Raw genomic sequence first — 24,668 nt, 5'->3', positions numbered from 1 at the left:
ACCCCTGAAGATATCCGACCAGCGGATACTGCGGCTGCGGCAGAAGCTGGGCTTCGAGGTCAATTGAACGAAATTGCCTGGCGCTCAATATTGGTTTGCTGCCCTTCCGGGCTCAGATCGCCTCGCCCTTGAGCAGCTTCGGCGTGTCGCCGGACAGACCGGACGCCTGGCGGATGAAGAAATCCTTCAGCCGCGGCATGCGTTCGACCAGGCCTAGGCCGATGTCGCGGACGGCGCGCAACGGGCTGATGTCGTTGGAAAACAGCCGGTTCAGGACATCGGTGGTGATGCCCATCTGCAGCGTGTCGAAACGCCGCCACTGCTGATAGCGTTCGAGCACGTCGAGCGCACCGATATCCTGGCCGAGCCGGTCGGCCTCGACCACCACTTCAGCCAGTGCCGCCACATCCTTGAAGCCGAGATTGAGGCCCTGGCCGGCGATCGGGTGGATGCCGTGGGCGGCGTCGCCGGCGAGCGCAATGCGCGGCGCGACGAAGGCGCGGGCAAGCGTCAGGCCGAGCGGCCAGGCGCGCGGCTTGTCGGCGACGCGGATTTCGCCGAGCTTCAGGCCAAACCGCTGTTCGAGCTCGTGCTCGAAGACGAGGTCGTCGCCGTCGACCAGTTTTTCGGCATCTTCCGACCGCTCGACCCAGACGATCGACGAGCGGTTGGTCCCGTCCTTATCCGGCTTGAGCGGCAGCGTGGCAAAGGGACCGGCTGGCAGAAAATGCTCTTCGGCGCGGCCATTGTGCGGCCGTTCATGCGCCACGGTGCAGACGATGCCGGACTGGCCGTACTGCCATTTCACCGTCCTGATGCCGGCCATGTCGCGCAGCTTCGAGTTCACGCCGTCGGCGGCGACCAGCAGCCGCGCCTTCAGCGTCGCGCCGTCGACAAGATGCACGGTGATGCCGGCGCCGTTCACGTCGAAGGCACTGACGGCGACGCCTTCGATGATGTCGATGCCTAGTTTTTCAGCGCGCCGGCGCAAGGCGCCGTTCAAATCCCGGTTGGCGACCATATGCGCAAAGGCTTCGCCGGGCGCGACCTCGCCATCGAAGGTGAGAAACACCGGGCGCACCGGATCGGAAGCGCGCGAATCGGTGACGATCATTTCGGTGATCGCCTGTGCTTCGGGCGCGATTTCGGCCCAGACGCCGAGCTGGTCGAGCATGCGGCAAGCGGCAGCGGCGATGGCCGAGGCGCGGCCGTCCTTTTGCCAGACGCCGGCGGGCGCGGCGTCGACGACAGCGACCGCCAGGCTCGGTCGCGCCTGTTTCAGCGATACTGCGGCGGCAAGCCCGACATAGCCGGCGCCGGCGACCAGAATGTCGAGCGCGGTTCGGTTTTTTGCATCCTCCTTGCGATCCACCATGGCAAATTCCTTTCCGGCCAAATTCCCTTCCGGCCTTGACTGCCCGCCATTCCTGTCGGAAACCGCCATAACACTTTGCGGTGAGGGCGCGAAACATGACGGCGGCCATGGACGAGCTTCTCGGCATTCTCGACCTCGAGCAGCTGGAACACAACCTGTACCGTGGTCGCAGCCCCAAACTTGACTGGCAGCGCGTCTTCGGCGGCCAGACCATCGCCCAGGCGCTGGTCGCCGCCCAGCGAACGGTGGAGCCCGAACGCCACGTACATTCGCTGCACGGCTATTTCATGCGGCCCGGCGACACCAAGGTGCCGATCATCTACCAGGTCGACCGCATCCGCGACGGCGGCTCCTTCACCACGCGCCGTGTCGTGGCTGTCCAGCACGGCCAGGCGATCTTTTCGCTGGAAGCCTCGTTCCAGCAGGATGAGGCCGGGCTCGAGCATCAGGTGCCGATGCCGCAGGACGTGCCGGCGCCCGACACATTGCTGTCGCAGCGCGAACTGATTGGCAAGTTCGGCGAGGCCGTGCCCGACGGCATCAGGCGCTACTGGGAGCGTGACCGGCCGATCGAGATGAAACCGGTGATGCTTGAGCATTACACCAGCCGGGAAAAGCTGGAGCCGAAGCAGAACATCTGGATCCGCACGACCGGCCCGGTTCCGGCCGATCGCGCCACGCAGGCTGCAGTGCTTGCCTATCTCTCCGACATGACGCTGCTCGATACCTCGACCTTTGCGCATGGCCGCGCCATTTTCGATAGCGACATCCAGGCGGCGAGCCTCGATCACGCCATGTGGTTCCACCGCAGCCATCCGCTCGACGACTGGATGCTCTACACGCAGGACAGCCCGTCGACGCAAGGGTCGCGGGGGTTCACTCGCGGGTCGCTGTTTGCCCGCGACGGCACGTTGATCGCCTCGGTTGCTCAGGAGGGCCTGATCAGGCTGAAGCGGCCGCCCGCCGAATAGGCATTTTTGCAAAATTGCCTATTTTTTAATCAACTGCGTTGTCGCGACTATGCACAGTCAGCCGACAGACCTTCCCCAATCCCTTATTTAACAACAGGTTAACGCCCTGCTTCGGCAACTGGCACGGAGCTTGAATCCTAGCGGGCACTCTCCGGCTCTCATGGGGATCGGCGACGTCGTACAAACGCGGGGGACCGCAACAGCAAAGGGTGAAACCTTATGAAAATCGTGATGGCAATCATCAAGCCGTTCAAGCTCGACGAGGTGCGCGAAGCGCTCACCGCAGTCGGCATCCAGGGCCTGACCGTCACCGAAGTCAAAGGCTACGGGCGTCAGAAGGGACACACGGAAATCTATCGCGGGGCGGAATACGCGGTCAGCTTCCTGCCGAAGATCAAGATCGAAGTCGCGGTCGGCCTGGACATGGTCGACAAGGCCGTCGAAGCCATCACCGCGGCGGCGAAGACCGGTCAGATCGGCGACGGCAAGATCTTCGTTTTCGGCATCGACCAGGCGGTGCGCATTCGCACCGGCGAAACAGACACCGACGCGCTTTGAGCTGCGGACACGTATTCCAATGGAGAGTTCAATGAATATTCCTTCTACTTTGAAGTCGGCGGCGCGCACCGCGCTGCTGGGCTCGCTCGCTATCGCAGCACTGGGCACGGTCGCCGCACTCGCGCAGGAAGCGGCTCCGGCCGCACCGGCAGCGCCAGCGGCGCCGGCCTTCACCGTCGACAAGGGCGACACGACCTGGATGATGATTTCCACCATCCTGGTGCTGTTGATGACCATTCCCGGCCTTGCCCTTTTCTACGGCGGTCTGGTTCGCGCCAAAAATATGCTGTCGGTGCTGATGCAGGTCTTCACCATCACCAGCGTGGTCATGATCGTCTGGGTTTTCTACGGCTACAGCCTTGCCTTCACCCCCGGCAATGCCTTCGTCGGCGGCCTTTCCAAGATGTTTCTTGCCGGTGTCGACGTGACGACGGTGTCGGAAACCTTCACCAAGGGCGTCGCCATTCCTGAGTTGGTGTTCGTCATCTTCCAGATGAGCTTCGCCTGCATCACGCCCGCCCTGATCGTCGGCGCCTTCGCCGAACGCGTCAAGTTCTCCGCCGTGATCCTTTTCACCATCCTGTGGGTCACATTCGTCTACTTCCCGATCGCGCATATGGTCTGGTTCTGGGGTGGCCCGAGCGCTTACAGCGACCCGTCGGGGCTCATCTTCGGCTTCGGCGCCATCGACTTCGCCGGCGGCACGGTCGTTCACATCAATGCGGGCATCGCCGGCCTTGTCGGCGCGCTGATGATAGGCAAGCGCATCGGCTACAACAAGGACATTATGGCGCCGCACTCGATGACGCTGACCATGGTCGGCGCTTCGCTACTGTGGGTCGGCTGGTTCGGCTTCAACGCCGGTTCGAACCTCGAAGCCAACGCCTACGCGGTGCTGGCCATGCTCAACACCTTCGTCGCCACGGCGGCGGCGGCAGTGACCTGGATCGTGCTCGAAACGCTGCTGCGCGGCAAAGCGTCGATGCTTGGCGCGGTTTCGGGCGCGGTCACCGGCCTTGTCGCCGTCACACCCGCTGCCGGCTTTGCCGGACCGATGGGCGCCATCGTGCTCGGCATCGTCGCCACCTGCGTCTGCTACTTCTTCGTCTCGGTCGTGAAGAACAAGTTCGGCTACGACGACAGCCTCGATGTCTTCGGCATCCACTGCGTCGGCGGCATCATCGGCGCGCTCGGCACCGGCATCCTGGTCAACCCCGCCCTCGGCGGCGCTGGCATCGTCGATTATTCGACAGCCGACTTCGCCGCCGGCTATGCCGGCACGGCGACCCAGCTGTGGTCGCAGTTCAAGGGTGTCCTGGTAACCGTCCTGTGGTCGGGCATCGGCAGCGCCATCCTCTACAAGATCGTCGATATGATCGTAGGCTTGCGTCCGACAGCCGATGCAGAGCGTGAAGGGCTCGACCTCACCGCGCATGGCGAAGCGGCCTATCACCCGTAAGCCTTGCACCCGTAAGTCTTGTCTGGGCGGCCTCGGCCGCCCTGCATCCTCCCATCCCGTCGTGACGCTCCTGCAAGGGCTCACGCATTGAGGCCCGGACCCGTTCCGGGCCTCTTTTTTGCGCGCAGATGGCCAGGCCAGATACTAGCCGCAAGATACTTCCCCCAACCCCTTATAGTTAATGCTGCCTTAACCTTCCCGCCGATAGTCTGGAGCCCGAATCTGCCGAACTGCGCGCACGCTATCGGCCAGGCAACGACAGACGGGGAAGAGCATGCGTTCAGGGGCTTCAGCACCGCTCGCGCTGGCCGATACGGGGTACGGCATCCGGGCGTTCGCGCGGCGTCAGGTCGGCCGGCTGGTCGGTGCCGGCCTGTTTGCGCTGGTCGCCTTCGGTATCGCCAGCCTCGCCACCTGGAACGTCGCCGACCCAAGCTTCTCCCACGCCACCGATAATATCGTCAGCAACGCCATGGGCTATGTGGGCGCTGTCTTCTCCGACCTTGCCATGCAGTTCTTCGGCCTTGCTGCCGTCGCGGCGCTGGTGCCGGCGGTGGTCTGGGGATTTCTGCTGTTTTCGGCGCGCGGCGTCGACAGGCTGCCGAAGCGCGGGCTCGCCTGGTTTGGCTACGCGGTGCTTGCCGCGGCCATCGCTGGCTGCGTGGTGCCCCCCAAGACCTGGCCGTTGCCGACCGGTCTCGGCGGCGTGTTCGGCGACATGGTGCTCAAGATTCCCGGCTTCGTCGTCGGCGGCTACCCGACCGGTCTCATCGCCAGCGTGCTCGCCGTGCTTCTCGCCGCGCCGGCACTGTGGCTGTTTGCCTACGGCTCGGCGCTGATTGCACGCCAGAACGGTTTCGCGGTCCTAGAGCAACCGGCTGCGCCCGATCCCCGGGACCAGGACGACCTGCTTTTCGACAATGACGAGGACGAGGGCGACGAGGGCATTCTGGCGCTTGGCGCGATCACGCACTGGTGGCTGTCGTTGCGTGCCTATCTCCGCCGCCGTGCCGCGCGCCGCCGGGAGCACGATGACTTCGAACCGGAGATGGAACCGCGCGCCAGCGCCTGGCGGCGCGCTGCCGAGCGGGTCGAATCGGCCGAATTTGCCGAATCGCGGATGAGTGCCGATGGCCGGGCCCGCGTCGAGCCGGAATTCTTCGCCGCCATGGTCAACGACCGCAGCGCCTCGCTCGATCCCGACGACGCCGATGTTTTTGACGATGACGACGACATGGATTTTGCGCCGGAGCCCGTGGGCCAGCGCAGCACTGCGCCAAATGCGAAGGTGCAGCCGTTCCGCTCCGACGCGGCCACCCGCGTCGCGGCACCGGCGCCCCGGCCCGTTCCGGGCGCCCGTGTCCAGCGCGAAGCCCAGACCTCGCTGATCGGCTCCGAACAATTCGAAATGCCGTCACTGCATTTCCTGTCCGAGCCGAAGAACGTCGTGCGCGATGCCAGCCTGTCCAAGGACGCGCTGGAGCAGAATGCCCGCCTGCTCGAGGGCGTGCTGGAGGATTTCGGCGTCAAGGGCGAGATCATCCATGTCCGCCCGGGCCCCGTCGTCACGCTTTATGAGCTGGAGCCGGCGCCCGGCATCAAATCGTCGCGGGTCATCGGCCTGTCCGACGACATCGCCCGCTCGATGAGCGCGATCGCCTGCCGCGTCGCCGTGGTGCCGGGCCGCAACGCCATCGGCATCGAGCTGCCGAACGCCAAGCGCGAGACCGTCTATCTCAGGGAAATCATGGCCAGCCGCGATTTCGAGACCACCAAAGCCAAGCTGGCGCTGGCGCTAGGCAAGACCATCAATGGCGAGGCGGTCATCGTCGACATCGCCAAGATGCCGCACGTGCTGGTCGCCGGCACCACCGGTTCGGGCAAGTCGGTCGCCATCAACACTATGATCCTGTCCCTGCTCTACCGGCTGACGCCGCAGGACTGCCGGCTGATCATGATCGACCCGAAAATGCTGGAGCTCTCTGTCTATGACGGCATCCCGCATCTTTTGACGCCTGTTGTCACCGATCCGAAGAAGGCGGTGGTGGCGCTGAAATGGACCGTGCGCGAGATGGAGGACCGCTACCGCAAAATGTCCAAGGTCGGCGTCCGCAACATCGACGGTTTCAACGCGCGGGTGCAGCAGGCGGAGAAGAAAGGCGAGAAAATCTCGCGCACCGTGCAGACCGGCTTCGACCGCCAGACCGGCGAAGCGATCTACGAGACCGAAAACCTCGATCTCGAGCCGATGCCCTACATCGTCGTCATCATCGACGAGATGGCCGATTTGATGATGGTCGCTGGCAAGGACATCGAAGGCGCGGTGCAGCGCCTTGCGCAGATGGCGCGCGCCGCTGGCATCCACGTCATCATGGCGACGCAGCGGCCGTCGGTCGACGTCATCACCGGCACGATCAAGGCCAACTTCCCGACCCGCATCTCCTTCCAGGTGACGTCGAAGATCGACAGCCGCACCATCCTGGGCGAGCAGGGCGCCGAACAGCTGCTTGGAATGGGCGACATGCTCTACATGGCCGGCGGCGGCCGCATCCAGCGCGTACACGGCCCCTTCGTTTCCGATGACGAGGTCGAGAAGATCGTCGCGCATCTGAAGCTGCAGGGCGTGCCGGAATATCTCGATGCGATTACCGAGGATGACGATGAGGACGACGACGAGCCGTCGGGCAAGGGTGGCTCGGGCGGTGGCGGCGGCAATTTCGAGGATTCCGACGATCCCTACGACCAGGCGGTTGCGGTAGTACTGCGCGACGGCAAGGCCTCGACCAGCTACATCCAGCGCCGGCTCGGCATCGGCTACAACCGCGCCGCCTCGATCATCGAGAAGATGGAGAAGGAAGGTATTGTCGGCCCGGCCAACCATGCCGGAAAACGCGAGATTCTGGTGCCGACGGAGGACGACAAGTTCTGATCCGACCGGCAAGAACCATGGGATTTGCCCGGCTGCAAGGTCGACGGCTGCAACTATGACCCTTCTGGCGCGTTTGCAACGACCAAGCGCTGTTAGGCCGCCAAACTTAAGCCCAACTGGGGCGCCAAACACTGCGACAACAGATAAACCAGACGAGAGTGACCGGCATGAAAAACTCCTCTTTCGCTACGATCAGCGATTTTGCCCCGACCCGCCGCCAGCTGCTTGGCCTCGGCCTGGTCCTGGCAGGTGCTGCGGCCATCAACGTCGTGCCCGGGGTCCAGTTGCTGGCGTCGGCGCAAGCGGCGGTGCCACCCACCGCGCAGAAGATCGCCGACCATTTTTCCTCGGTCAAATCAATGACCGGCGAATTCGTGCAGTTCGGACCCAAGGGCGAGCAGACCGGCGGCAAGTTCTTTCTGGAACGGCCGGGCAAGATTCGCTTCAACTATGACGGGACGTCGAATTTCAGGGTGATCTCCGACGGCAAGTCGGTGGTCATCCTCAACAAGCGGCTGAAAACCTCCGATCTCTACCCACTGTCGAAAACGCCGCTCAAGCTGCTGCTCGACACCAAGATCGACCTCTCCGGCGGCCGCGTCAAAAGCGTCAAGGAAGAGAACGACGTCACCACCATTCAACTCGCCGACAAATCGGTGTTCGGCAGTTCGAAGATCACCATGATGTTCGATCCGAAAACCTACGAATTGCGCCAATGGACGATCACCGATGCGCAAGGCAAGGACACGACGGTGATGATCTTCAACGTCAGGGAAGGCGTGAGCTTCGCCCCCGACACCTTTGCCATCGACTATACGGCGAACCGCGAGCTGAACACCAAGTCGCGCTGAGGCATGGTGATGTTCAGATAATGCCGGCCTGCGAACGGTAGTTTCCTGCGTTTCGTCGTGGGAAGCCTTTCTGGACGTCAGCGCTGCCCCTCATCTGGCTACCGCCATCTTCTCCCCGTAAACGGGGAGAAGGACGCTGTAATCGACGATTTCGCCATCCACCATGGTTGAAAGAAAGGCGCGGCGGCTGGAGCCGAGCGTCTTTCTCCGGGGAGAAATGCCCGGCAGGGCAATGAGGGGCGGCGCGAGGGTCAACGATTGCGCCCGGCTTGTTTTTGCAGCGTATGGCTGGCAGTAGTTTCCGGAACTGCCTTGCCAAAAAAGGCACCAGCCCGTCGGAGCTATCCAGGTTCCTGCGGTCCCGTGCCGTCCGGACCTCCGTATGCCCTTTTCCATCGCCACCTGGAACATCAATTCCGTCCGCTTGCGCATGCCGATCGTCGAACGCCTGCTTGTCGAACAGGCACCGGACGTGCTCTGCCTGCAGGAAACCAAAGTTCCCGACGAACTGTTTCCCGAGAAGGCCTTTCGCAAGCTCGGCTACGAGCATATCGCCTTCCACGGCCAGAAGGGCTATCACGGCGTGGCGACGGTGGCGCGCCGGCCGATCGCGATTGTCGAAAAGCGCCGCTTCTGCGAGATCGAGGACTGCCGGCATCTGTCGGTCACCCTGCGGGCCGGCGGAAAGGCGATCCTGCTGCACAATTTCTACGTCCCGGCCGGCGGCGACGAACCCGATCCGATCATCAACCGCAAGTTCAAGCACAAGCTCGATTTCGTCGCCGAAATGAACGCCATCCGCGCCGAGCACGACGAAGTGTCCGGTTCGATCCTGGTCGGCGACCTCAACATCGCGCCGCTCGAGCACGATGTCTGGTCGCACAAGCAGCTCCTGAAGGTGGTCAGCCATACGCCGGTCGAGACGGAAAATTTCGAGGCGATGCGGCTCGCCGGCGACTGGGTCGACCTGATGCGGCTCAACGTGCCTTATGAGCAGAAGCTCTACACCTGGTGGAGCTATCGCGCGCAGGATTGGGAAGCGTCGGATCGCGGCCGGCGGCTCGACCATGTCTGGTCGTCGCCAAACCTGGTGCCGAGCTTTGCCGGCTACGAGATCCTGCGGCCGGCGCGCGGCTGGGAACGGCCGTCGGATCATGTGCCGGTCATAGCGCGGTTCGACCTGGATTAGGTGTATCGATATTCAGATGAGGCCGGCCTGCGAATGTGGTTTCCTGCGCTCCCGGTGCTCACGTACCCCAAAAGTACGCTCCGCTCCGGTTCTCGGATCCCACCAGTCTCGGCTCGGCCTGATCTGAATCTCGATACACCTCAGCCTTGCCGCCCTGATTCGATGGCTTTCACGGGTCATTGGTTGCGAGAACGAGTCGAAAAGCATCCGGGTTCAGTTGTCGAAACGCGGCGCCAGCTCCTCGATGCGGCGGATCATTGCCAGAAAATCCTCGGAGATGCGCTGGTGCAGATGGACCGCGATATCCGGATATTCCTCCAGGATGCGGTGGAACATCTTGCGGCTGAGCCGCAGCACTTCCGAATCGATCTCGGCGGATGCGCTGGTCAGCCGGTTGGTGTCGGCGATCAGCGCCAGTTCGCTCAGCATCGTACCGGGACCGGCCGTGCCTATCGGGACGCGGGGGCCATCCTGCTCGCGATACAGCACGATGCGCCCGCTGACGACGATATAGGCACAATCGGCCTCGTCGTCCTCGCGGTAAAGCTTGTGGTCGGCCTGCAGCTTGGTGGTTTCCGCGCCAAAGGCGAGCAGACGCAACTGTTCCTCCGTGAAGCCCTCGAAGAGCCTCACGGCGGACAGGATGCGGATGTCGTCATCCAACGCCATCTAGCTAGGTCCCCGAACGGCCAGTCCAATCCCTCCCTTACAGCGCCGAGCATCCCTTTGAACGCGCAAAGGACGCGCTAAACGCTTTGAAATCGACGCACCGTGCTTTCCAAAAAAGATTCCGATTTTTGGTTCGATGCGTCAGCGAGTTCGATCCAGAACCACCTCCAGTCTCAGGATCGTACCCGAAAGCGGCCCCTGCCCCGACCGCTGATTGAATGATTAAATGTTTAAGGAACCAGCTTGTAGCCGCCGCTTTCTGTCACAAGAATTTCTGCGTTAGAAGGATCGCGCTCGATCTTCTGGCGCAGCCGATAGACATGGGTTTCCAGCGTGTGCGTGGTAACGCCGGAATTGTAGCCCCAGACTTCCTCGAGCAGCACGTCGCGCGTCACCACCTTCTGGTCGGCGCGGTAGAGATACTTGATGATCGAGGCTTCCTTTTCGGTCAGCCGCACCTTGGCGCCGCGCTGGTCGATCAGAAGCTTCTGGCTGGGCTTGAAAGTGTAGGGGCCGACCGAAAAGGTGGCATCTTCGCTCTGCTCATGCTGGCGAAGCTGGGCACGGATGCGGGCCAGGAGAACCGCGAAGCGGAACGGCTTGGTCACATAGTCGTTGGCGCCGGCTTCGAGGCCGAGAATCGTGTCGGAATCGGTGTCGTGTCCCGTCAGCATGATGATGGGCGACTTATAGCCGCCCTTGCGCAGTATCTTCACTGCTTCGCGGCCATCCATATCGGGGAGGCCGACATCCATGATGAGCAGATCGATGAGGCCGCCGCGGGCCGTGGCGACACCTTTGGCGGCGGTTGATTCCTGCAGGACGTCGAATTCCTCATAGAGAGACAATTGCTCGACGAGCGTGCCGCGCAGGTCGTCATCGTCATCGACGATCAGAATGGTGCGTGAAGTCATGGATCAATCCGTTGTTTTGAAAAGAAAATTCAGTTGACCGCTGCCTGTTTATGCGGAAGCTGACCGACACAACAGCCGATCACAATGATTTGTTCCGTGGCACGATCATACAAGAAAAAACGCGCGTGCAATGAGGCGAGCGCATTTTTGCGAAAAGGGCTTCGTGTTCTCACCGTGCGCGCCAGGCCCGGCCACGCCAGCCAGGGGCTTCTGCAGGCTGGCAAGCTGGTGTTTTCATGTGCGCTGGGACGCGGCGGCATATCGGCCGGCAAGCGCGAAGGCGACGGCGCCACGCCGCTTGGTTCGATGCGGATCCTGTCGGGATACTTTCGTAACGATCATTTTTCCGGAGGCCGCAAAACCCGGCTGGCGATGGCGCCGATCGGTCCAGATCTCGGCTGGTGCGAAGTGCCTGATGACCGCAACTACAACCGTCCGGTCAGGATTCCCTATGGCGCCAGCCACGAGCGGATGCTGCGCACCGACCGGCTCTATGATGCCTGCCTCGTGCTCGACTGGAACATTTCGCCGCGTCGCCGCGGGCGCGGCAGCGCCATCTTCTTTCATCTGGCGCGCCCCGGCTTCACGCCGACGCAAGGCTGCGTCGCGGTGACGGCGCGCACGATGGCACGGCTGCTGCCGCTGCTGTCGGATCGCACGGTGATGAAGGTGGTGAGGTAGGGGAATAGGGGAATAGGGGAGGGGAATAGGGGAATAGGGGAATAAGAAAGTGTCAGTAGGATCGCGCAGGCGCGCCGCTTACCTTTTAGCTGCCCTACTGCCCTACTGCCCTACGTCCGCGGCCTCTGCCAGCCGATGTCGAGCAGACCCAACCGGCCGAGTTCCCGGTCCATCACGCGCGCGACATCCTTGCGTTCGGCGCCGATATCGCGCAATTGGCGGTCCGCAAGATCGTCGACGTTCTGATGCGGGAGATTGACCGCAACTTTCGCATGGCGAAACCAGTCAAGCGTCGCGCGCAGCCAGGCCGACCGGGCGATTGCAGGAGTCATAACTATGTGGGACATGGCACAATCCACTTCATTCGGATGTCAAATCCGGTTTGATGTTATTTCGATGTTCCCATCATGCCGGATTGAAATTAAAATGAGAAACGAGTAGTTTTCTCAGCATCTTCAAGTTTTATTTGAGGATTGGAAAATGATCGACCGGCCTCTCCTCGTCCTACTGTGATGGCTCGCCTGCTGCCGGGAACCCGTGCACTGAGGACGCTGGAGGCGGCGGCCCGGCACCTCAATTTCACCCGCGCCGCAGATGAGCTCGGCCTGACGCCGGCTGCGGTCAGCCACCAGATCAAGGAAATCGAGGATCAGCTCGGCATCGTGCTGTTCACGCGCACCAGCCGCACGATCCGGCTGACGGAGGCGGGCGCGGTGCTGTTCGAGGCGTCGACCGACGCGCTCGATCTGCTTGGCCGGGCCGTCTCACGGGCGCACAAGATGGCGCGCGGAACGGCGCTGCTCAAAGTGACCCTCGACGCGCAGTTCGCGACAAAATGGCTAATGCGGCGCGTCGATGACTTTCGCAAGCAGCGGTCGGGCATCGAGCTCCGCTTCGACATTGCCTCCGAATTGCGCGATTTCGACCTGGACGACGTCGATGTCGGCATCCGATTCGGCGCGGGAAAATATCCGGGCCTCTGCACCCACCGGCTGTTCGACAACATCATCATCCCTGTGTGCAGCCCCAGCCTGCTGGCCTCCGGCCCGCCGCTGCGCGAGCCGCGCGATCTCTTCCATCACACGCTCGCTCATATCGAGTGGGCGCGACAAGGCGTGACGTGGCCGAATTGGCGCATGTGGATGGCGGCGGCCGGCGTCGACGATTTCGACGACAGCCGGACGATCGTGTTCGGCACCTCGACCGACGCCGTTCAGGCCGCGCTCGACGGCAATGCCGTCGCGCTCGCCGATTTTGCCATGGTGGCAAACGATCTTTCCGAGGGCCGGCTGATCCGGCCATTCGAACTTGGCATCAGGGTTCCGCCCGACTTCGCCTATCATCTGGTCTACCCCATCGGATCGGCCAACGACGCCAGGATCGAGGCGTTCAGGGATTGGCTCCTGAACGAAGTTCACAACCCGCAGCCGGACCAACGCTTGGATGAGCTTTAGGTCGCTCTGCGTGATCAGCCGGCGGTCGTCGACCTATTTCGTGGCGGCAGGATCAGCCCGCGACTTCCCCTGCGCCGAACCAGCCGATCACCGCGCCGATGATAAGCAGCACGCCGAGCCAGTGACCGCAGTCTATGATGGTCAGGTCCCAGCCGAACCCTTCGTAGCGATGATTGACGGATAACGTCGTGGCGACGAATCCGAACCAGAGAACGAAGCCGAAGACGAGCCCGGCAACGAGGCTCGGTTCGCCACCGGTCATCGCTCCGATAATCAGGGACATGACGAGCGCCATGACAAGTTCCGCAATGAAGCTGATGACGAAGGGCAGCGGCGATTTACTCATGGTCGCCGGATCAAGCCTGGCGGCCTTGAGCCAGGGCTTGCTCAGACCCATGTACCAGGCAGCGCCGAACAACCACGCCACCACGGCGGCGACAATCACCGCCAGCCAGTTCACTGCTGAAAAATCCATGATTTCCCTCCCCGGAAGCATGTCGCCCAAAAGTGCCCAGCGGTTTTGGGACAACGATATGCGTACTCTCAAAATCGATGCGTGATGGAACGCCCGTTCGGCGATACCGTCAAGCAAACCGCCAGACGGTCGTGCGCTTAACCAAGGCGTCTTCCAGTGCCCGGGTTACCGCCACTTCATAGACGGCAAGCGGCTCCAGTCCTGCTTGCGGCATATAAGAACGGCCGGGATCGCCGACGATAATGTCGGCGCCGCGCGCCTTCAGCGTCGCGAACCATGGCATTAGCCGGTCGGCGAAGGATTTGTCGTAGAAGACGTCGCCGGCCAGAACCACATCCCAGCCCGCATCGGCTCCGATGCAGTCCGAGCCGAGGAACTTTATCCCGACATCATTGGCCTCAGCGTTGAGGCGGATCGCGGTCGCGCAGAACGGGTCGATGTCGGCGGCGATCACCTCTGCCGCGCCCGCCTTCGCCGCGGCAATGGCGACAAGGCCGGAACCGGAGGCAAAGTCGAGCACGCGCTTGCCCTGCACATCAGACGGATTGTCGAGGATATAGCGGGCAAGGCCTTGGCCGCCGGCCCAGGCGAAAGCCCAGAACGGCGGCGGCAGGCCGATTTCGGCCAGTTCGTCCTCGGTCCGCTGCCACAGATCATGCGCTTCGTCGGCCAGATGCAGCAGGATCTCCGGCACATGCGGCGGCGCCATCAGCGCCGTGTTGTCGAGGATGAAGCTTTCCGCGCTGTTCGGCGTCAGCGCCGTCACGGAGCCGGCGTCAGGCCGCCCATGCGGCAGACCTCTTTCCATTCGGCCGGCGTCACCGGCTGCACGGAAAGCCGTCCGAGCCGGACCAGTGCCATCTCGGCAAGCTTGGGATTGGCCTTGACCTGTTCCAGCGTCACCGGCTTCGGCATATCCTTTACGGCGCGGATATCGACGCATTCCCAGCGCGGATCGTCGGTAGTCGTGTCCTGATGAGCCAGCGCGCAGACCTCGGCGATGCCGACCACATCGAGCCCGTCATTGGAGTGGTAGAAGAAGCCGAGGTCGCCGATCTGCATCGCCTTCATATTGTTGCGCGCCGCATAATTGCGCACGCCGTCCCATTGCGTGCCGGCTTTGCCCTTCGCCTTGAGGTCCTCGAAGGAGAAGACCGAGGGTTCAGATTTGAACAGCCAGTAGTTCATTTTTTTGCTCCTCCTAGCAGCTGGCGATCAGGCAGCCGCCGGCTTGTTGAAGGTCCAATTCCATTGCCGGATTTCGACGCTTTCGAACAGCCCGGCCTTGGCATAGGGGTCTGCCGCCGACAGCGCTTGTGCCGCGGCCAGATCGGGCGCCTCGACCACGACGAGGCTGCCGTTCGGCTTGCCGTCGGCCTCGAGGAACGGACCGGCGAAGGCCAGCTTCTTCTCGCCGTTCAATCCTTCCAGGAAGGCAACATGCTCGGGCCGGGTATCGAGCCGCACCTGCAGGCTTCCAGGCTTGTCCTTGCAAATCAACGCAAACAGCATCTTCCATCTCCGGATTGTTCGAAATTACACGTCGGTTTCGGTCTTCAGCGGCCTTGTCATCAGCGCCGCGACAGCCTGGCGGATGGTGATCGTGCCGTCTAGTATGGCGGCAACGGCGGTGATGATCGGCGCATCGATCTTGCGCTCGGCGGCAATGCGGGCGGCGATCGCCGCCGTCGGCACGCCTTCGGCCAATGGCAGGCCGGCAAGTGGCTTGCCTTGTCCCAGCGCCAGCCCGTAGGCGAAATTGCGCGACTGGGCGGACGAGCAGGTGAGCAAAAGATCGCCGAGGCCGGAAAGTCCCATCAGCGTTTCCGGCCTGGCGCCGAAGGCAGCACCGATGCGGCGCAATTCGACGAAGCCGCGGGTCACCATGGCGGCCTGGGCGCTGGCGCCGAGCGCGGCGCCGGTGACGGCACCGGCGGCAATGGCGAAGACGTTCTTCAGCGCGCCGCCGATCTCGACGCCGATGAGATCGTCGCTCGAATAGCAGCGCAGGTTTTGCGCCGAGAAGCGGGCGGCCAGGTCGGCCGCCAGATCCTCGTCGCGGGCGGCGACCACCACGGCCGTCGGCAGGCCCCTGGCGACGTCGGTGGCGAAGCTTGGGCCGGACAGGGCGGCGACCGGATTTTCAGGCAGGATCTCTCTAGCGATGGCCGACAGCAGCGCGCCGGTGTCGCGCTCGATGCCCTTGGCGCAGAGAACCAGCGGGACGCCTTTCGGCATATGGGTTTTCGCGGTGGCCAGCATGGCGCGAAGCGACTGCGCCGGCGCCACCGCCAGAACGCAGTCGGCGCCGTCGAGCGCGGCCTCGATGTCGCTCGTTGCCACGATGCCGGCCTGGAGCGCGATGCCCGGCAGATAGCGCGGATTTTCGCCACGGTCGATCGCGGCGACGGTCTCCGGGTCGCGCGCATAGAGGCGGACGAAATGACCGGCTCGCAGCATGGCCAGCGCCAGCGCCGTGCCCCAGGCACCGCCGCCGAGCACGGCAATGCGCCAACCGCTTGGCGCCTTGTGCCCGCTACCGGTCATGCCTTGGCTCCGCGCCGGCCCGAGCCGACCATCGGGGCAGAGATACTGTCCAGCGGCCAGCGCGAGCGCGGCACGAAATCGGCGGCGTTCTCACCCGCGATGCCGACGCGCAGCCGTTCGATGCCGGCCCAGGCGATCATCGCCGCATTGTCGGTGCAGAGTTTGAGCGGCGGTGCGACGAAAGCAAAGCCGGCTTTCTCGCATAGGGCTTCGAGTGTCGCCTTGATCGTCCGGTTGGCAGCGACGCCGCCGGCGACGACGAGCGCAGGCTCCATCTCGCCTGGAAACTCCTGACGGAATCGGTTCAGCGCCCTCGAAACACGATCGTCCAGCGCATCCGCCACCGCCGCCTGGAACGAGGCGCAGATGTCGGCGACGTCCTGGTCGCTCAACGGGGCAATGGCCGTTGCTGCCTGACGCACGGCGGTCTTCAGCCCGGAAAAGGAGAAATCGGGCTGCGCCGATCCCTTCATCGGCCGCGGGAAGGCGAAGCGTGCGACGTCGCCGGTCGCCGCCGCCTTCTCGACATTCGGCCCGCCAGGGTAGGGCAGGCCGAGCATCTTGGCCGTCTTGTCGAAGGCTTCGCCGAGCGCATCGTCGATGGTTGTCGCCCAGCGCTGATAGTCGCCAACGCCACGCACCGCGACGATCTGCGTGTGGCCGCCGGACACCAGCAGCAACAGGTAGGGAAAATCGAGCCCGTCGGTCAGCCGCGCGGTCAGCGCGTGGCCTTCGAGATGGTTGATGGCGATCAGCGGCTTGTTCGCCGCGGCGGCGATCGCCTTGGCCGTCATCAGCCCGACGATCAGCCCGCCGACCAGGCCGGGCCCGGCGGTCGCGGCGATCGCGTCGATGTCGGCGAGATCGACGCTCGAATCGGCGAGCGCTGCCTCGATGATGCCGTCCAGCGCCTCGACATGGGCGCGCGCGGCGATTTCCGGCACGACGCCGCCGAAGGCGGCATGCTCCTCGATCTGGCTGAGCACGATATCGGACAGGATTTTCGGCGCGCCGCCGCCGTCCAGCGCCACCACGCTCGCGGCGGTCTCGTCGCAACTCGTCTCAATGCCCAGAACGCGGATCAATTCGTCGCTATCCCCTAGAGATTGTGCAACCAGTCTTTCCCCGTTAGGAGGAAGGCCGGAAAACGGCCTCAATCTGCCGGGGGTTATCACGGACGGCGCGCCATGCAAACAACCTTGAAAATCGGAACACGCGGCAGCCCGCTGGCGCTGGCGCAGGCGCATGAAACGCAGGCGCGACTGATGGCCGCGCACGGCATGCCGGTTGAGGCATTTGAAGTGGTCGTCATCTCGACCAGCGGCGACCGCATCCAGGACCGGCCGCTGTCGGAAGCCGGCGGCAAGGGCCTGTTCACCAAGGAGATCGAGGAAGCGCTGCTGGCGCGCCGTATCGACATCGCCGTGCATTCGTCGAAGGACATGCCGACGGTGTTGCCCGACGGGCTGGAACTGTCCGCCTTCCTGCCACGCGAGGACGCCCGGGACGCTTTCGTCGGCAAGGCGGCGAAAACGATCGCCGGATTGCCGCACGGCGCAAAGGTTGGTTCGTCGTCGCTGCGGCGCCAGGCGCTGATCCGGCGGATGCGGCCGGACCTCGACGTGGTGATGTTCCGCGGCAATGTGCAGACGCGGCTGCGCAAGCTCGACGAGGGCGTCGCCGACGGCACCATCCTTGCCTATGCCGGGCTGAAGCGACTCGGGCTCGAAAATGTCATCACCGACCTGATGCCGCTCGACACCTTTCCGCCGGCGCCGGGGCAGGGCGCGATCTGCATCGAAAGTCGCATCGGCGACCTCGATGTAGAAAAGATGCTGACGGCAATCCATGACGTGCCGACCGGACAGGCGCTGACCTGCGAACGCGCTTTCCTGGCAGCGCTCGACGGGTCGTGCCGCACGCCGATCGCCGGCCATGCGACGATATCGGGCGGAACGGTTGTCTTTGCCGGCCTGATAATCTCGCCGGACGGTACGCAGTCCCATGAGGTGAAGGCGGAAGGTCCGGTGCAGGACGCCGCCCACATCGGCGAGGATGCCGCCAGGACCGTACGGGCCAAGGCCGGCGAAAAATTCTTCGACGGCTGGGCCTGACATGGTTCGTGTCCTGGTGACGAGGCCGGAACCGGGCGCCTCGCGCACGGCGCTGCGGCTTTTGGACCAGGGTTTTCAGCCGATCCTGCTGCCATTGACCGAAACGGTCGCTCTGCCGGTCGATGCGGACGGGGTCGCAGACAATGCCGTGGCCGTTGCCGTCACCAGCGCCAATGCCGTGCGTCACGCGCCGAAGGAAATCATCGCAGCGCTCGCCGGCTTGCCCTGCCATGCCGTCGGTAAAAGGACCGCGGAAGCGGCCCACACTGCGGGATTCTTCTCCGTCAGCGAAGGCCCCGGCGATGCCCAGGCGCTGGCGGATGCGCTTGCCGGCGATTACGCCGGACAGACCATCGTCTATCTGTGCGGGCGCGTGCGGTTTCCGGGTTTCGAGCAGCGGCTGCAGGCGGCAGGCGTTCACGTCCGCGCCGTCGAGACCTATGACACCGTCGCGCTGGACTATTCCGACGAAGCCGTTCTTGCGCGCTTGTCCGGCCTGCCGGTCGAGGCGGTGCTGCTCTATTCGGCCAACGCGGCCACAGCGATGCAGGCACTGGCCGGCCGGCCGGCGCTGCTTGGCGTTTTTGAGAGGACGGTTTTTTTCGCTTTGTCGGCGCGCATTGCCGCGGCGTTGGACGATGTCGCCGGCGACAGGTTCCGGATAGCGCCTGAGCCCAGCGAAGATGCGCTGCTGGGCCTTTTGCAGGCGCGGCGCTGACCGGCGCCTGCCGTTGCTTGCCTGCCCGTCCCGGGCGTCAGCGCGGGGGCGACTGCCTGGATCGGCATGTTTGTTCTTGCTTTGTGCCGGCAGCTGTGCTAACAAATGCTTGTCGTGCCCATTCGCGCCGACGACCCGCCGCCAAGGCGGTTTTTTTTGTTTCTGATCTCCCTGAAGCGCAGACACGCGCCCTGGCGTCTCGCCAAAACCGACCCCGAAGCCACGGCGTCATCACGCCGCCCTTTTCATCGCTTGGTGATGTGCTAGACCCTTTCTGAACCATCCCGAAGCGAATTTTGTGGAGCCCAAGCATGGTCAAGACGCCGAAGATGCGGCATTCGAAAAGCCGTCGTGAGCCGGTGACCATCGAGCTCGAACCCGGCGCCGTCTCGCGCGTTGCCGACGAGGATGCCGCCAACGGGCGGACCGACGAGGCGAAGGCGGAGGAAGCGGCAAACGCGTCGCAGCCGGAAGCGCCTGATGAACCCGTGCATGCCGATCAGACCGATATCGAGCCGTGGGAACATGCCGACGCGGCCCCGCCGGCCGGCTCGGAAGAGTCGGCAGAGGGTGGCGCCAAAGGTGCCGAAGGACCCAAACCGACTTATCCGGCCGGCTCGGAGGCGTCGGCGAACCGGGCCTTCGACTACAGTTTCGACGATGCATCCGCCAAAGCCAGCGGGACGGGGACCAGCAGCGGGACCGATGAAGCGCCGAGGGAAGCCCAGACAGGGAATGAATACATGGCGCAGCCGAAGCGTGGCGGCATCAACGGCATCGCTGCCGGCATTATCGGCGGCGTCATCGCACTCGCCGCCGCCGGAGGGCTGCAGTTTGCCGGCTTGCTCGGCGCGCCAGGGGCTGGCGATGTCTCCTCGGGCGGCGTATCGCTCGATGGCATCAATGGCGAAATCGCTTCGCTAAAGAGCGAGATCGCCGGGCTCAAGGACACAGGCGGCAACAATGATGCATCGGCCAAGGTGGACGGGCTGTCGTCGGCCCTGGATCAGGTCAAGACGGATGTCGCTGCGCTGAAATCGGCGGTCGAGCAGGGTGGAGCAGGCGACAGTGCCGGGCTTGCAGCCCTTGGCGACAAGGTCAGGCAGATCGAGACGGAGATTGCGGCTCTTGGCCAGACCGGCAATACGACGCCGGTCGATCTCGGCCCGCTCAACGAAAAGCTGGTCGGGCTCGACGCACTGGTGAAATCCGCCGGCGAGACGGCGAAAGCGCAGGAAGGTCGGCTTGCGGCGCTGGAACAATCCGTGTCGCAGCTTTCCGGCAAGCTCGAGGCACAGGCAGCGCAACCGAAGATCGCGCTCGCCATTGCCGCATCGGCGCTGAAGGCAGCACTCGACCGCGGTGCGCCTTTCGCGGCCGAACTCGAAACCTTTGCGGCGATTTCACCCGATGCGCCGGAGCTCGCGACCTTGCGTAGCTACGCCGAGAACGGCGTTCCGACCCGGGCTGAGATCGCCGCCGAAATGCCCGCCGCGGCCAATGCCATGGTCGCTGCCTCGGAGCCCGTCGACCAGAATGCCGGCTTCCTGCAAAACCTGTTGTCGAGCGCCGAATCGCTGGTCAAGGTCCGGCCGATCGGCGCCGTCGAAGGCGCCGGGGCGCCGGAAACCGTCGCGCGTATGGAGGTGGCGGTCAACCAGGGCGACTACGCCAAGGCGCTCAGCGAATACGACACACTGCCCGAGGCGGCCAAGGCCGCCGGCGCCGAATTTGCCGGCAAACTGAAGGCGCGGACCGAAGTCGAGACGCAGATCGAGGCGCTGATCGCCAGTGCGATGAAGGCGTGAGGAAAACCCGATGATTCGCATTCTGCTTTTCCTCGCCGTCGTTTTCGTGCTCGGGCTGGGTTTCGCTTGGCTGGCCGACCGGCCGGGCGAGATGGTCGTCACCTTCAGCGGCTATCAATACCAGGTCAGCCTGATGGTGGCGGCGGTGGCAGTTGTCGCCGTGGTCGCCGCGGTGATGATCGTCTGGTGGTTGCTCAAGGCGCTGTGGAACAGCCCCTACACCATATCGCGCTATTTCCGCGTACGCCGTCGCGACCGTGGCTATCAGGCGCTGTCGACCGGCATGATCGCCGCCGGCGCCGGTGACGGAGCGCTCGCCCGCAAGAAGACCAAGGAAGCGGCAAAGCTCATTCGCTCCGACCAGGAGCCGCTGATCCACCTGCTCGAGGCGCAAGCCTCGCTGCTCGAAGGCGACCATGAGGGTGCCCGCGAAAAGTTCGAGACCATGCTCGACGATCGCGAAATGCGGCTGCTCGGCCTGCGCGGGCTCTACCTCGAGGCCGAGCGCCTCGGCGATCGCAACGCGGCGCGGCACTATGCCGGCCGCGCAGCGGCGATGGCGCCGCAGCTGGCCTGGGCCGCCGAATCGACGCTGGAAGATCTGACCGGGCGCGGCGACTGGGACGGCGCGCTGAAACTGGTTGAGGCGCAGAAATCGACGCGCCAGATCGAACGCGACGCCGCCAACCGGCGTCGCGCCGTGCTGCTCACTGCCAAGGCGCAGGCGCTGATCGACAGCGATCCCAATGCCGCCAAAACCGCTGCTCTCGAGGCCAACCGGCTGCGGCCGGATTTCGCGCCGGCGGCGGTGATCGCAGCCAAACTGCTGTTCAGACAGAATGATGTGCGCAAGGGCGCGAAGATACTGGAAGCGGCGTGGAAAGCCGAGCCGCATCCGGAGATCGCGGAGCTTTACACCCACGCCCGGCCGGGCGATGCCGTGCTCGACCGCCTGAACCGGGCGAAGAAGCTGCAGGAGATGAAGAAGAACCACGCCGAATCATCGCTGGCGGTGGCACGCGCCGCACTCGACGCGCAGGACTTTTCAACCGCCCGCAAAGAGGCCGAGGCAGCCATACGCATGGATCGCCGCGAAGGCGCCTATCTGCTTCTGGCCGACATTGAGGAGGCCGAGACCGGCGATCAGGGCAAGATTCGGCAACTTTTGTCCAAGGCAGTGCGTGCACCGCGCGATCCGGCCTGGGTTGCCGACGGCGTCGTCTCCGAACGCTGGGCGCCGGTGTCGCCGATCACCGGCAAGCTTGACGCCTTTGAGTGGCGGGCGCCGATGGAGCGGCTCGGCCAGCTCATCGACAGTGATGAGGACGCGCCGGACGCCGCAGTGCCGACGATTGCGGCGCCCATCGAGCCGGCAAAAGAAAATGTGATCGAGCTGAACCCCGCTGGTTCGGCCGAAAGACCGACCACCGCGGCGGCCTCGGAAAGTGGCGAAGACGATGTTGCGCCGGTCAACGCCACGGCGTTTGCCGCGGTGCCGCCGGATGCCGAAGCTGTCGAACCGGCGGAGGAACTGGCCCGGCTGCCCGACGATCCCGGCGTCGATCCGGACGACCAAGACCAAAAATCACCACGCAAGTTTCGATTGTTTTGATTCGGCTGAGCTTGATAGTTTTGGCCGATGGGAAGTAGGAATCACATGTTCGAACGCGTTCTGTCGTTTCTGAAGGACCTGCCGGCAGCTGGCAGCGCCCGCAACAACGCCGATGATCCGCGCATTGCCGCTTCCGCCCTTCTCTACCATGTGATGAGTGCCGACGGCGTGCGTCAGGATGCCGAATGGGAGCGGTTCAAGGCGGTGCTGGCGGAAAGCTATTCGATCAGCGGCGACGAGCTCGACGCGCTTGCCGCTGCCGGCGAGCGGGCCGACAATGAGGCGATCGACCTCTACGCCTTCACCAGTGTTTTGAAGCGTCAGCTCGATCCGGACGCGCGAAAAGCCTTCATTGGCCTGATGTGGGAGATCGTCTATGCCGATGGCGAATTGCACGAACTCGAGGACAATATCGTCTGGCGGGTCGCCGAGCTGATGGATGTCGAACGCCACGACCGCGTCGAGGCTCGCCGCAAGGCGGCCGCCGAAGCGCCGGGTGCTACTGGAACGTCGAGCGACGAATAGACAGGATACCCATGCCATCCACGCCGAGGCCGAGACCAAAAATCCTGATCGTGCTGCATCAGGAGAGTTCGAGCCCCGGGCGCGTCGGCCACATGCTTATCGAAGAGGGGTTCGACCTCGATCTCCGCTGCCCGCCGCTCGGCGACGCCTTGCCGGAAACACTGGACGGTCATGCCGGAACCGTGGTGTTCGGCGGACCGATGAGCGCCAATGACGAGGACGACTTCGTCCGCCGCGAGACCGACTGGCTGAAAGTTCCGCTCCGGGAGAACCGGCCGTTGCTCGGCATCTGCCTCGGCGCGCAGATGCTGGTCAAACATCTTGGCGGCAAGGTCGAGGGGCATGGCGAGGGGCTGGTCGAGATCGGCTGGTATCCGCTGAAAGCGACGGAGGATGGCAGGAAGCTGATGCGCTGGCCTGAGATGGTCTACCAGTTTCACCGCGAGGGCTTCTCGCTGCCGAAGGATGCGACGCTGCTGGCGACGGCCGAAACCTATCCCAACCAGGCCTTTCGTTATGGCGACAATGCCTGGGGCATCCAGTTCCATGGCGAATTGACCAGGGCGATGATGCAGCGCTGGGTCGTTCGCGGCGCGCATCGCTTCGAACTGCCCGGCGCGCAGCCCGGCCGCGACCATCTCGGCGGCCGGCTAATCTGGGACATGCATCTGAAGCGCTGGCTCGGCGAATTCCTGCAGACGATCTTCGGTAAGCCCGCGCTGTCCTGATCTAGTTTTGCGTCTATAAACGCAAACTATTGATCTAATTTTGTATCGCCGTTTTTGGGGACGAGGCGCTGCGGCTTCAGGTGTCCGGAGTCGTGCCACCGATTCCAAGTCCCGCCACCGCCGGAGCCGACAATGCGCCAAGAGTTTCGTCAGCCCACCGGACGGCAAGGTCTGCCTGCCGAAGCGGTGAACCGAGCGACAGCAGCCTGGCTTGCCGGTTCGACGGAAGCAGCAGTCGTTGACATGGACGTCAGACCGGCAGCCCGTTCTGCTTACGCAGGCTTTTGTCGAATGCGGATGCCGGGACGAAACGGCGCAGGAAACTGACCTGGCGCGCCATTTTTCCCGCCGGATAGCGCCTCTTAGGAGCGGGATCGGTCGCAGCCGCCAATACGGTCTTGGCTACCACTTCGGGCGCATCGCCTTTTTCCATCGCCTTCCGCACGGCTACATTCATGCCAGCGCGCGCAGAGTCATAGATATCAAGCAACTGATCCGGCTTGGCGAGATTGTCTTCGAATAACGTACGGGTATAGGCGGGCTCGACCAGCACGACGCGAACTCCGAACGGGCGCAGTTCGTGGTCGAGCGATTCGGAATAGCCTTCAATGGCATGTTTGGTCGACGCATAAAGCGCGAAATAGGGCGCTGGGATGAAACCCTGCACCGAGCTCAAATTGACGATCCTGCCCTTTCCTTGGCGGCGCATTGTCGGCAACACCGCGTTGGTCACGCGGAAAACGCCGAAGACGTTCACGTCGAACAACGACTGAGCCTGGGCCATCGAGGACTCTTCCGCGCCGCCAAGCAGACCCATGCCGGCATTGTTGACGAGCAGATCAATACGCCCGGCCTCGGCCAGAACGTCATCGACCAGTTTCGCCACGGACGCGTCATCGGTGACGTCGCAGGTCAGCATGGTAATGCCGTCGGATCGTTCGGCGACCGCGCGACGGCTGGTTCCGAACACGCGAAAGCCGGCATTCTGCAGGGCTTTGGCCGTTGCGTGGCCGATGCCGGTGGATGCGCCCGTCACCAGGGCGACGCCAAGATTGGTCTTGTTCATGGAAATCACTTTCCTTGTGCTGGAT

26 protein-coding genes are annotated in these 24,668 nt (G+C 63.7%); 14 read left to right on the top strand and 12 right to left on the bottom strand.

Going from position 1 to position 24,668, the window contains the following annotated elements; translation table 11 throughout:
- Positions 1–112: 112 nt before the first annotated feature.
- The gene (locus tag ACWTU7_RS26045; protein ID WP_455840866.1) at positions 113–1,375 is read right to left on the bottom strand and encodes a ubiquinone biosynthesis hydroxylase; all 1,263 of its coding nucleotides are present in this window, start codon (positions 1,373–1,375) and stop codon (positions 113–115) included.
- Positions 1,376–1,470: 95 nt separating this feature from the next.
- Between ACWTU7_RS26045 and tesB the strand changes: the two genes are divergently transcribed.
- The 5 genes from tesB (at position 1,471) to ACWTU7_RS26020 (ending at position 8,143) form a co-directional block, all read left to right on the top strand.
- Entirely contained in the window at positions 1,471–2,346 is an 876-nt protein-coding gene (tesB, locus tag ACWTU7_RS26040; RefSeq protein WP_029349314.1) for an acyl-CoA thioesterase II, read from the top strand.
- Positions 2,347–2,565: 219 nt separating this feature from the next.
- Entirely contained in the window at positions 2,566–2,904 is a 339-nt protein-coding gene (locus ACWTU7_RS26035; RefSeq protein ID WP_023800571.1) for a P-II family nitrogen regulator, read from the top strand.
- Positions 2,905–2,935: 31 nt separating this feature from the next.
- On the top strand, positions 2,936–4,363 hold the full coding sequence (locus ACWTU7_RS26030) for an ammonium transporter (protein WP_455840865.1): 1,428 nt from the start codon (positions 2,936–2,938) through the stop codon (positions 4,361–4,363).
- Between the two features lie 274 nt (positions 4,364–4,637).
- A complete protein-coding gene (locus tag ACWTU7_RS26025; RefSeq protein WP_455840864.1) occupies positions 4,638–7,292 on the top strand; it encodes a DNA translocase FtsK 4TM domain-containing protein in 2,655 nt (884 codons plus the stop codon).
- Between the two features lie 167 nt (positions 7,293–7,459).
- On the top strand, positions 7,460–8,143 hold the full coding sequence (locus ACWTU7_RS26020; protein WP_455840863.1) for an outer-membrane lipoprotein carrier protein LolA: 684 nt from the start codon (positions 7,460–7,462) through the stop codon (positions 8,141–8,143).
- A 90-nt stretch (positions 8,144–8,233) separates the two neighbouring features.
- Here ACWTU7_RS26020 and ACWTU7_RS26015 read toward each other — a convergent pair whose 3' ends face one another.
- The gene (locus ACWTU7_RS26015) at positions 8,234–8,398 is read right to left on the bottom strand and encodes a hypothetical protein (protein ID WP_455840862.1); all 165 of its coding nucleotides are present in this window, start codon (positions 8,396–8,398) and stop codon (positions 8,234–8,236) included.
- A gap of 127 nt (positions 8,399–8,525) precedes the next feature.
- Between ACWTU7_RS26015 and ACWTU7_RS26010 the strand changes: the two genes are divergently transcribed.
- On the top strand, positions 8,526–9,332 hold the full coding sequence (locus ACWTU7_RS26010; protein ID WP_128343145.1) for an exodeoxyribonuclease III: 807 nt from the start codon (positions 8,526–8,528) through the stop codon (positions 9,330–9,332).
- Between the two features lie 213 nt (positions 9,333–9,545).
- Here the strand turns inward: ACWTU7_RS26010 and ACWTU7_RS26005 are convergent, their stop codons facing one another.
- Both ACWTU7_RS26005 and ACWTU7_RS26000 read right to left on the bottom strand, forming a co-directional pair.
- Complete coding sequence (locus tag ACWTU7_RS26005) at positions 9,546–10,001, bottom strand: cyclic nucleotide-binding domain-containing protein (protein ID WP_127319503.1); 456 nt, start codon at positions 9,999–10,001, stop codon at positions 9,546–9,548.
- A gap of 230 nt (positions 10,002–10,231) precedes the next feature.
- On the bottom strand, positions 10,232–10,915 hold the full coding sequence (locus tag ACWTU7_RS26000) for a response regulator transcription factor (protein WP_029349304.1): 684 nt from the start codon (positions 10,913–10,915) through the stop codon (positions 10,232–10,234).
- Positions 10,916–10,999: 84 nt separating this feature from the next.
- Between ACWTU7_RS26000 and ACWTU7_RS25995 the strand changes: the two genes are divergently transcribed.
- Positions 11,000–11,596, top strand: coding sequence for a L,D-transpeptidase family protein (locus ACWTU7_RS25995; RefSeq protein WP_455840861.1), 597 nt, complete (start codon positions 11,000–11,002; stop codon positions 11,594–11,596).
- A 110-nt stretch (positions 11,597–11,706) separates the two neighbouring features.
- Here the strand turns inward: ACWTU7_RS25995 and ACWTU7_RS25990 are convergent, their stop codons facing one another.
- Positions 11,707–11,943, bottom strand: coding sequence for a hypothetical protein (locus tag ACWTU7_RS25990; RefSeq protein WP_029349299.1), 237 nt, complete (start codon positions 11,941–11,943; stop codon positions 11,707–11,709).
- Positions 11,944–12,108: 165 nt separating this feature from the next.
- Between ACWTU7_RS25990 and ACWTU7_RS25985 the strand changes: the two genes are divergently transcribed.
- Positions 12,109–13,050 (top strand): LysR substrate-binding domain-containing protein, encoded by a 942-nt coding sequence (locus ACWTU7_RS25985; RefSeq protein ID WP_455840860.1) that lies wholly within the window; start codon positions 12,109–12,111, stop codon positions 13,048–13,050.
- Positions 13,051–13,102: 52 nt separating this feature from the next.
- Here the strand turns inward: ACWTU7_RS25985 and ACWTU7_RS25980 are convergent, their stop codons facing one another.
- The 6 genes from ACWTU7_RS25980 to tsaD form a co-directional block, all read right to left on the bottom strand.
- Positions 13,103–13,525, bottom strand: coding sequence for a DUF1761 domain-containing protein (locus ACWTU7_RS25980; protein WP_095520098.1), 423 nt, complete (start codon positions 13,523–13,525; stop codon positions 13,103–13,105).
- Positions 13,526–13,634: 109 nt separating this feature from the next.
- Positions 13,635–14,234, bottom strand: a complete 600-nt coding sequence (locus tag ACWTU7_RS25975; RefSeq protein ID WP_206073394.1) for a class I SAM-dependent methyltransferase — start codon at positions 14,232–14,234, stop codon at positions 13,635–13,637.
- A gap of 53 nt (positions 14,235–14,287) precedes the next feature.
- Positions 14,288–14,713, bottom strand: a complete 426-nt coding sequence (locus ACWTU7_RS25970) for an EVE domain-containing protein (protein WP_029349291.1) — start codon at positions 14,711–14,713, stop codon at positions 14,288–14,290.
- 27 nt (positions 14,714–14,740) lie between these two features.
- Positions 14,741–15,037 (bottom strand): YciI-like protein, encoded by a 297-nt coding sequence (locus ACWTU7_RS25965; protein ID WP_065007224.1) that lies wholly within the window; start codon positions 15,035–15,037, stop codon positions 14,741–14,743.
- Between the two features lie 24 nt (positions 15,038–15,061).
- Entirely contained in the window at positions 15,062–16,072 is a 1,011-nt protein-coding gene (locus ACWTU7_RS25960; protein ID WP_095520100.1) for an NAD(P)H-dependent glycerol-3-phosphate dehydrogenase, read from the bottom strand.
- Complete coding sequence (gene tsaD / locus ACWTU7_RS25955; protein ID WP_455840870.1) at positions 16,069–17,154, bottom strand: tRNA (adenosine(37)-N6)-threonylcarbamoyltransferase complex transferase subunit TsaD; 1,086 nt, start codon at positions 17,152–17,154, stop codon at positions 16,069–16,071. Before tsaD ends, ACWTU7_RS25960 begins: the two co-directional genes overlap by 4 nt.
- Before the next feature lie 105 nt (positions 17,155–17,259).
- Between tsaD and hemC the strand changes: the two genes are divergently transcribed.
- The 6 genes from hemC to ACWTU7_RS25925 all read left to right on the top strand — a co-directional run bounded on the left by hemC (position 17,260) and on the right by ACWTU7_RS25925 (position 23,577).
- Positions 17,260–18,186 carry a hydroxymethylbilane synthase gene (gene hemC / locus ACWTU7_RS25950; RefSeq protein WP_455840859.1) on the top strand — a complete coding sequence of 309 codons (927 nt, stop codon included), beginning with the start codon at positions 17,260–17,262 and terminating at the stop codon, positions 18,184–18,186.
- Between the two features lies 1 nt (position 18,187).
- On the top strand, positions 18,188–18,904 hold the full coding sequence (locus ACWTU7_RS25945; RefSeq protein WP_455840858.1) for a uroporphyrinogen-III synthase: 717 nt from the start codon (positions 18,188–18,190) through the stop codon (positions 18,902–18,904).
- A 311-nt stretch (positions 18,905–19,215) separates the two neighbouring features.
- Positions 19,216–20,712, top strand: a complete 1,497-nt coding sequence (locus tag ACWTU7_RS25940; protein WP_455840857.1) for a COG4223 family protein — start codon at positions 19,216–19,218, stop codon at positions 20,710–20,712.
- A gap of 10 nt (positions 20,713–20,722) precedes the next feature.
- Positions 20,723–22,324 (top strand): heme biosynthesis HemY N-terminal domain-containing protein, encoded by a 1,602-nt coding sequence (locus ACWTU7_RS25935; RefSeq protein ID WP_455840856.1) that lies wholly within the window; start codon positions 20,723–20,725, stop codon positions 22,322–22,324.
- 45 nt (positions 22,325–22,369) lie between these two features.
- Positions 22,370–22,849, top strand: coding sequence for a tellurite resistance TerB family protein (locus tag ACWTU7_RS25930; RefSeq protein WP_455840855.1), 480 nt, complete (start codon positions 22,370–22,372; stop codon positions 22,847–22,849).
- A gap of 11 nt (positions 22,850–22,860) precedes the next feature.
- The gene (locus ACWTU7_RS25925) at positions 22,861–23,577 is read left to right on the top strand and encodes a glutamine amidotransferase (RefSeq protein WP_455840854.1); all 717 of its coding nucleotides are present in this window, start codon (positions 22,861–22,863) and stop codon (positions 23,575–23,577) included.
- Between the two features lie 250 nt (positions 23,578–23,827).
- Here the strand turns inward: ACWTU7_RS25925 and ACWTU7_RS25920 are convergent, their stop codons facing one another.
- A complete protein-coding gene (locus ACWTU7_RS25920) occupies positions 23,828–24,643 on the bottom strand; it encodes an oxidoreductase (RefSeq protein WP_455840853.1) in 816 nt (271 codons plus the stop codon).
- Positions 24,644–24,668 lie beyond the last annotated feature (25 nt).

The sequence above is a fragment of the Mesorhizobium sp. BHscii genome (genome assembly GCF_053848065.1).
The sequence above is the reverse complement of the archived record's forward strand: the minus strand, read 5'-3'. Positions and strand labels throughout refer to the sequence as shown.

What these genes read in the sequence shown, in the direction of transcription:
- ACWTU7_RS26010 (WP_128343145.1), top strand. Translation starts at nt 8,526, where the DNA reads ATGCCCTTTTCCATCGCCACCTGGAACATCAATTCCGTCCGCTTGCGC.
- ACWTU7_RS25980 (WP_095520098.1), bottom strand. Translation starts at nt 13,525, where the DNA reads ATGGATTTTTCAGCAGTGAACTGGCTGGCGGTGATTGTCGCCGCCGTG.
- ACWTU7_RS25930 (WP_455840855.1), top strand. Translation starts at nt 22,370, where the DNA reads ATGTTCGAACGCGTTCTGTCGTTTCTGAAGGACCTGCCGGCAGCTGGC.
- ACWTU7_RS25965 (WP_065007224.1), bottom strand. Translation starts at nt 15,037, where the DNA reads ATGCTGTTTGCGTTGATTTGCAAGGACAAGCCTGGAAGCCTGCAGGTG.
- ACWTU7_RS25990 (WP_029349299.1), bottom strand. Translation starts at nt 11,943, where the DNA reads ATGTCCCACATAGTTATGACTCCTGCAATCGCCCGGTCGGCCTGGCTG.
- hemC (WP_455840859.1), top strand. Translation starts at nt 17,260, where the DNA reads ATGCAAACAACCTTGAAAATCGGAACACGCGGCAGCCCGCTGGCGCTG.
- ACWTU7_RS26030 (WP_455840865.1), top strand. Translation starts at nt 2,936, where the DNA reads ATGAATATTCCTTCTACTTTGAAGTCGGCGGCGCGCACCGCGCTGCTG.
- ACWTU7_RS25945 (WP_455840858.1), top strand. Translation starts at nt 18,188, where the DNA reads ATGGTTCGTGTCCTGGTGACGAGGCCGGAACCGGGCGCCTCGCGCACG.
- ACWTU7_RS25995 (WP_455840861.1), top strand. Translation starts at nt 11,000, where the DNA reads ATGATTTGTTCCGTGGCACGATCATACAAGAAAAAACGCGCGTGCAAT.
- ACWTU7_RS26035 (WP_023800571.1), top strand. Translation starts at nt 2,566, where the DNA reads ATGAAAATCGTGATGGCAATCATCAAGCCGTTCAAGCTCGACGAGGTG.
- ACWTU7_RS25935 (WP_455840856.1), top strand. Translation starts at nt 20,723, where the DNA reads ATGATTCGCATTCTGCTTTTCCTCGCCGTCGTTTTCGTGCTCGGGCTG.
- ACWTU7_RS25960 (WP_095520100.1), bottom strand. Translation starts at nt 16,072, where the DNA reads ATGACCGGTAGCGGGCACAAGGCGCCAAGCGGTTGGCGCATTGCCGTG.
- ACWTU7_RS25925 (WP_455840854.1), top strand. Translation starts at nt 22,861, where the DNA reads ATGCCATCCACGCCGAGGCCGAGACCAAAAATCCTGATCGTGCTGCAT.
- ACWTU7_RS25940 (WP_455840857.1), top strand. Translation starts at nt 19,216, where the DNA reads ATGGTCAAGACGCCGAAGATGCGGCATTCGAAAAGCCGTCGTGAGCCG.
- ACWTU7_RS26005 (WP_127319503.1), bottom strand. Translation starts at nt 10,001, where the DNA reads ATGGCGTTGGATGACGACATCCGCATCCTGTCCGCCGTGAGGCTCTTC.
- ACWTU7_RS25985 (WP_455840860.1), top strand. Translation starts at nt 12,109, where the DNA reads ATGGCTCGCCTGCTGCCGGGAACCCGTGCACTGAGGACGCTGGAGGCG.
- ACWTU7_RS25920 (WP_455840853.1), bottom strand. Translation starts at nt 24,643, where the DNA reads ATGAACAAGACCAATCTTGGCGTCGCCCTGGTGACGGGCGCATCCACC.
- ACWTU7_RS25975 (WP_206073394.1), bottom strand. Translation starts at nt 14,234, where the DNA reads ATGGCGCCGCCGCATGTGCCGGAGATCCTGCTGCATCTGGCCGACGAA.
- ACWTU7_RS26045 (WP_455840866.1), bottom strand. Translation starts at nt 1,375, where the DNA reads ATGGTGGATCGCAAGGAGGATGCAAAAAACCGAACCGCGCTCGACATT.
- ACWTU7_RS26000 (WP_029349304.1), bottom strand. Translation starts at nt 10,915, where the DNA reads ATGACTTCACGCACCATTCTGATCGTCGATGACGATGACGACCTGCGC.
- ACWTU7_RS26025 (WP_455840864.1), top strand. Translation starts at nt 4,638, where the DNA reads ATGCGTTCAGGGGCTTCAGCACCGCTCGCGCTGGCCGATACGGGGTAC.
- ACWTU7_RS25970 (WP_029349291.1), bottom strand. Translation starts at nt 14,713, where the DNA reads ATGAACTACTGGCTGTTCAAATCTGAACCCTCGGTCTTCTCCTTCGAG.
- tesB (WP_029349314.1), top strand. Translation starts at nt 1,471, where the DNA reads ATGACGGCGGCCATGGACGAGCTTCTCGGCATTCTCGACCTCGAGCAG.
- ACWTU7_RS26020 (WP_455840863.1), top strand. Translation starts at nt 7,460, where the DNA reads ATGAAAAACTCCTCTTTCGCTACGATCAGCGATTTTGCCCCGACCCGC.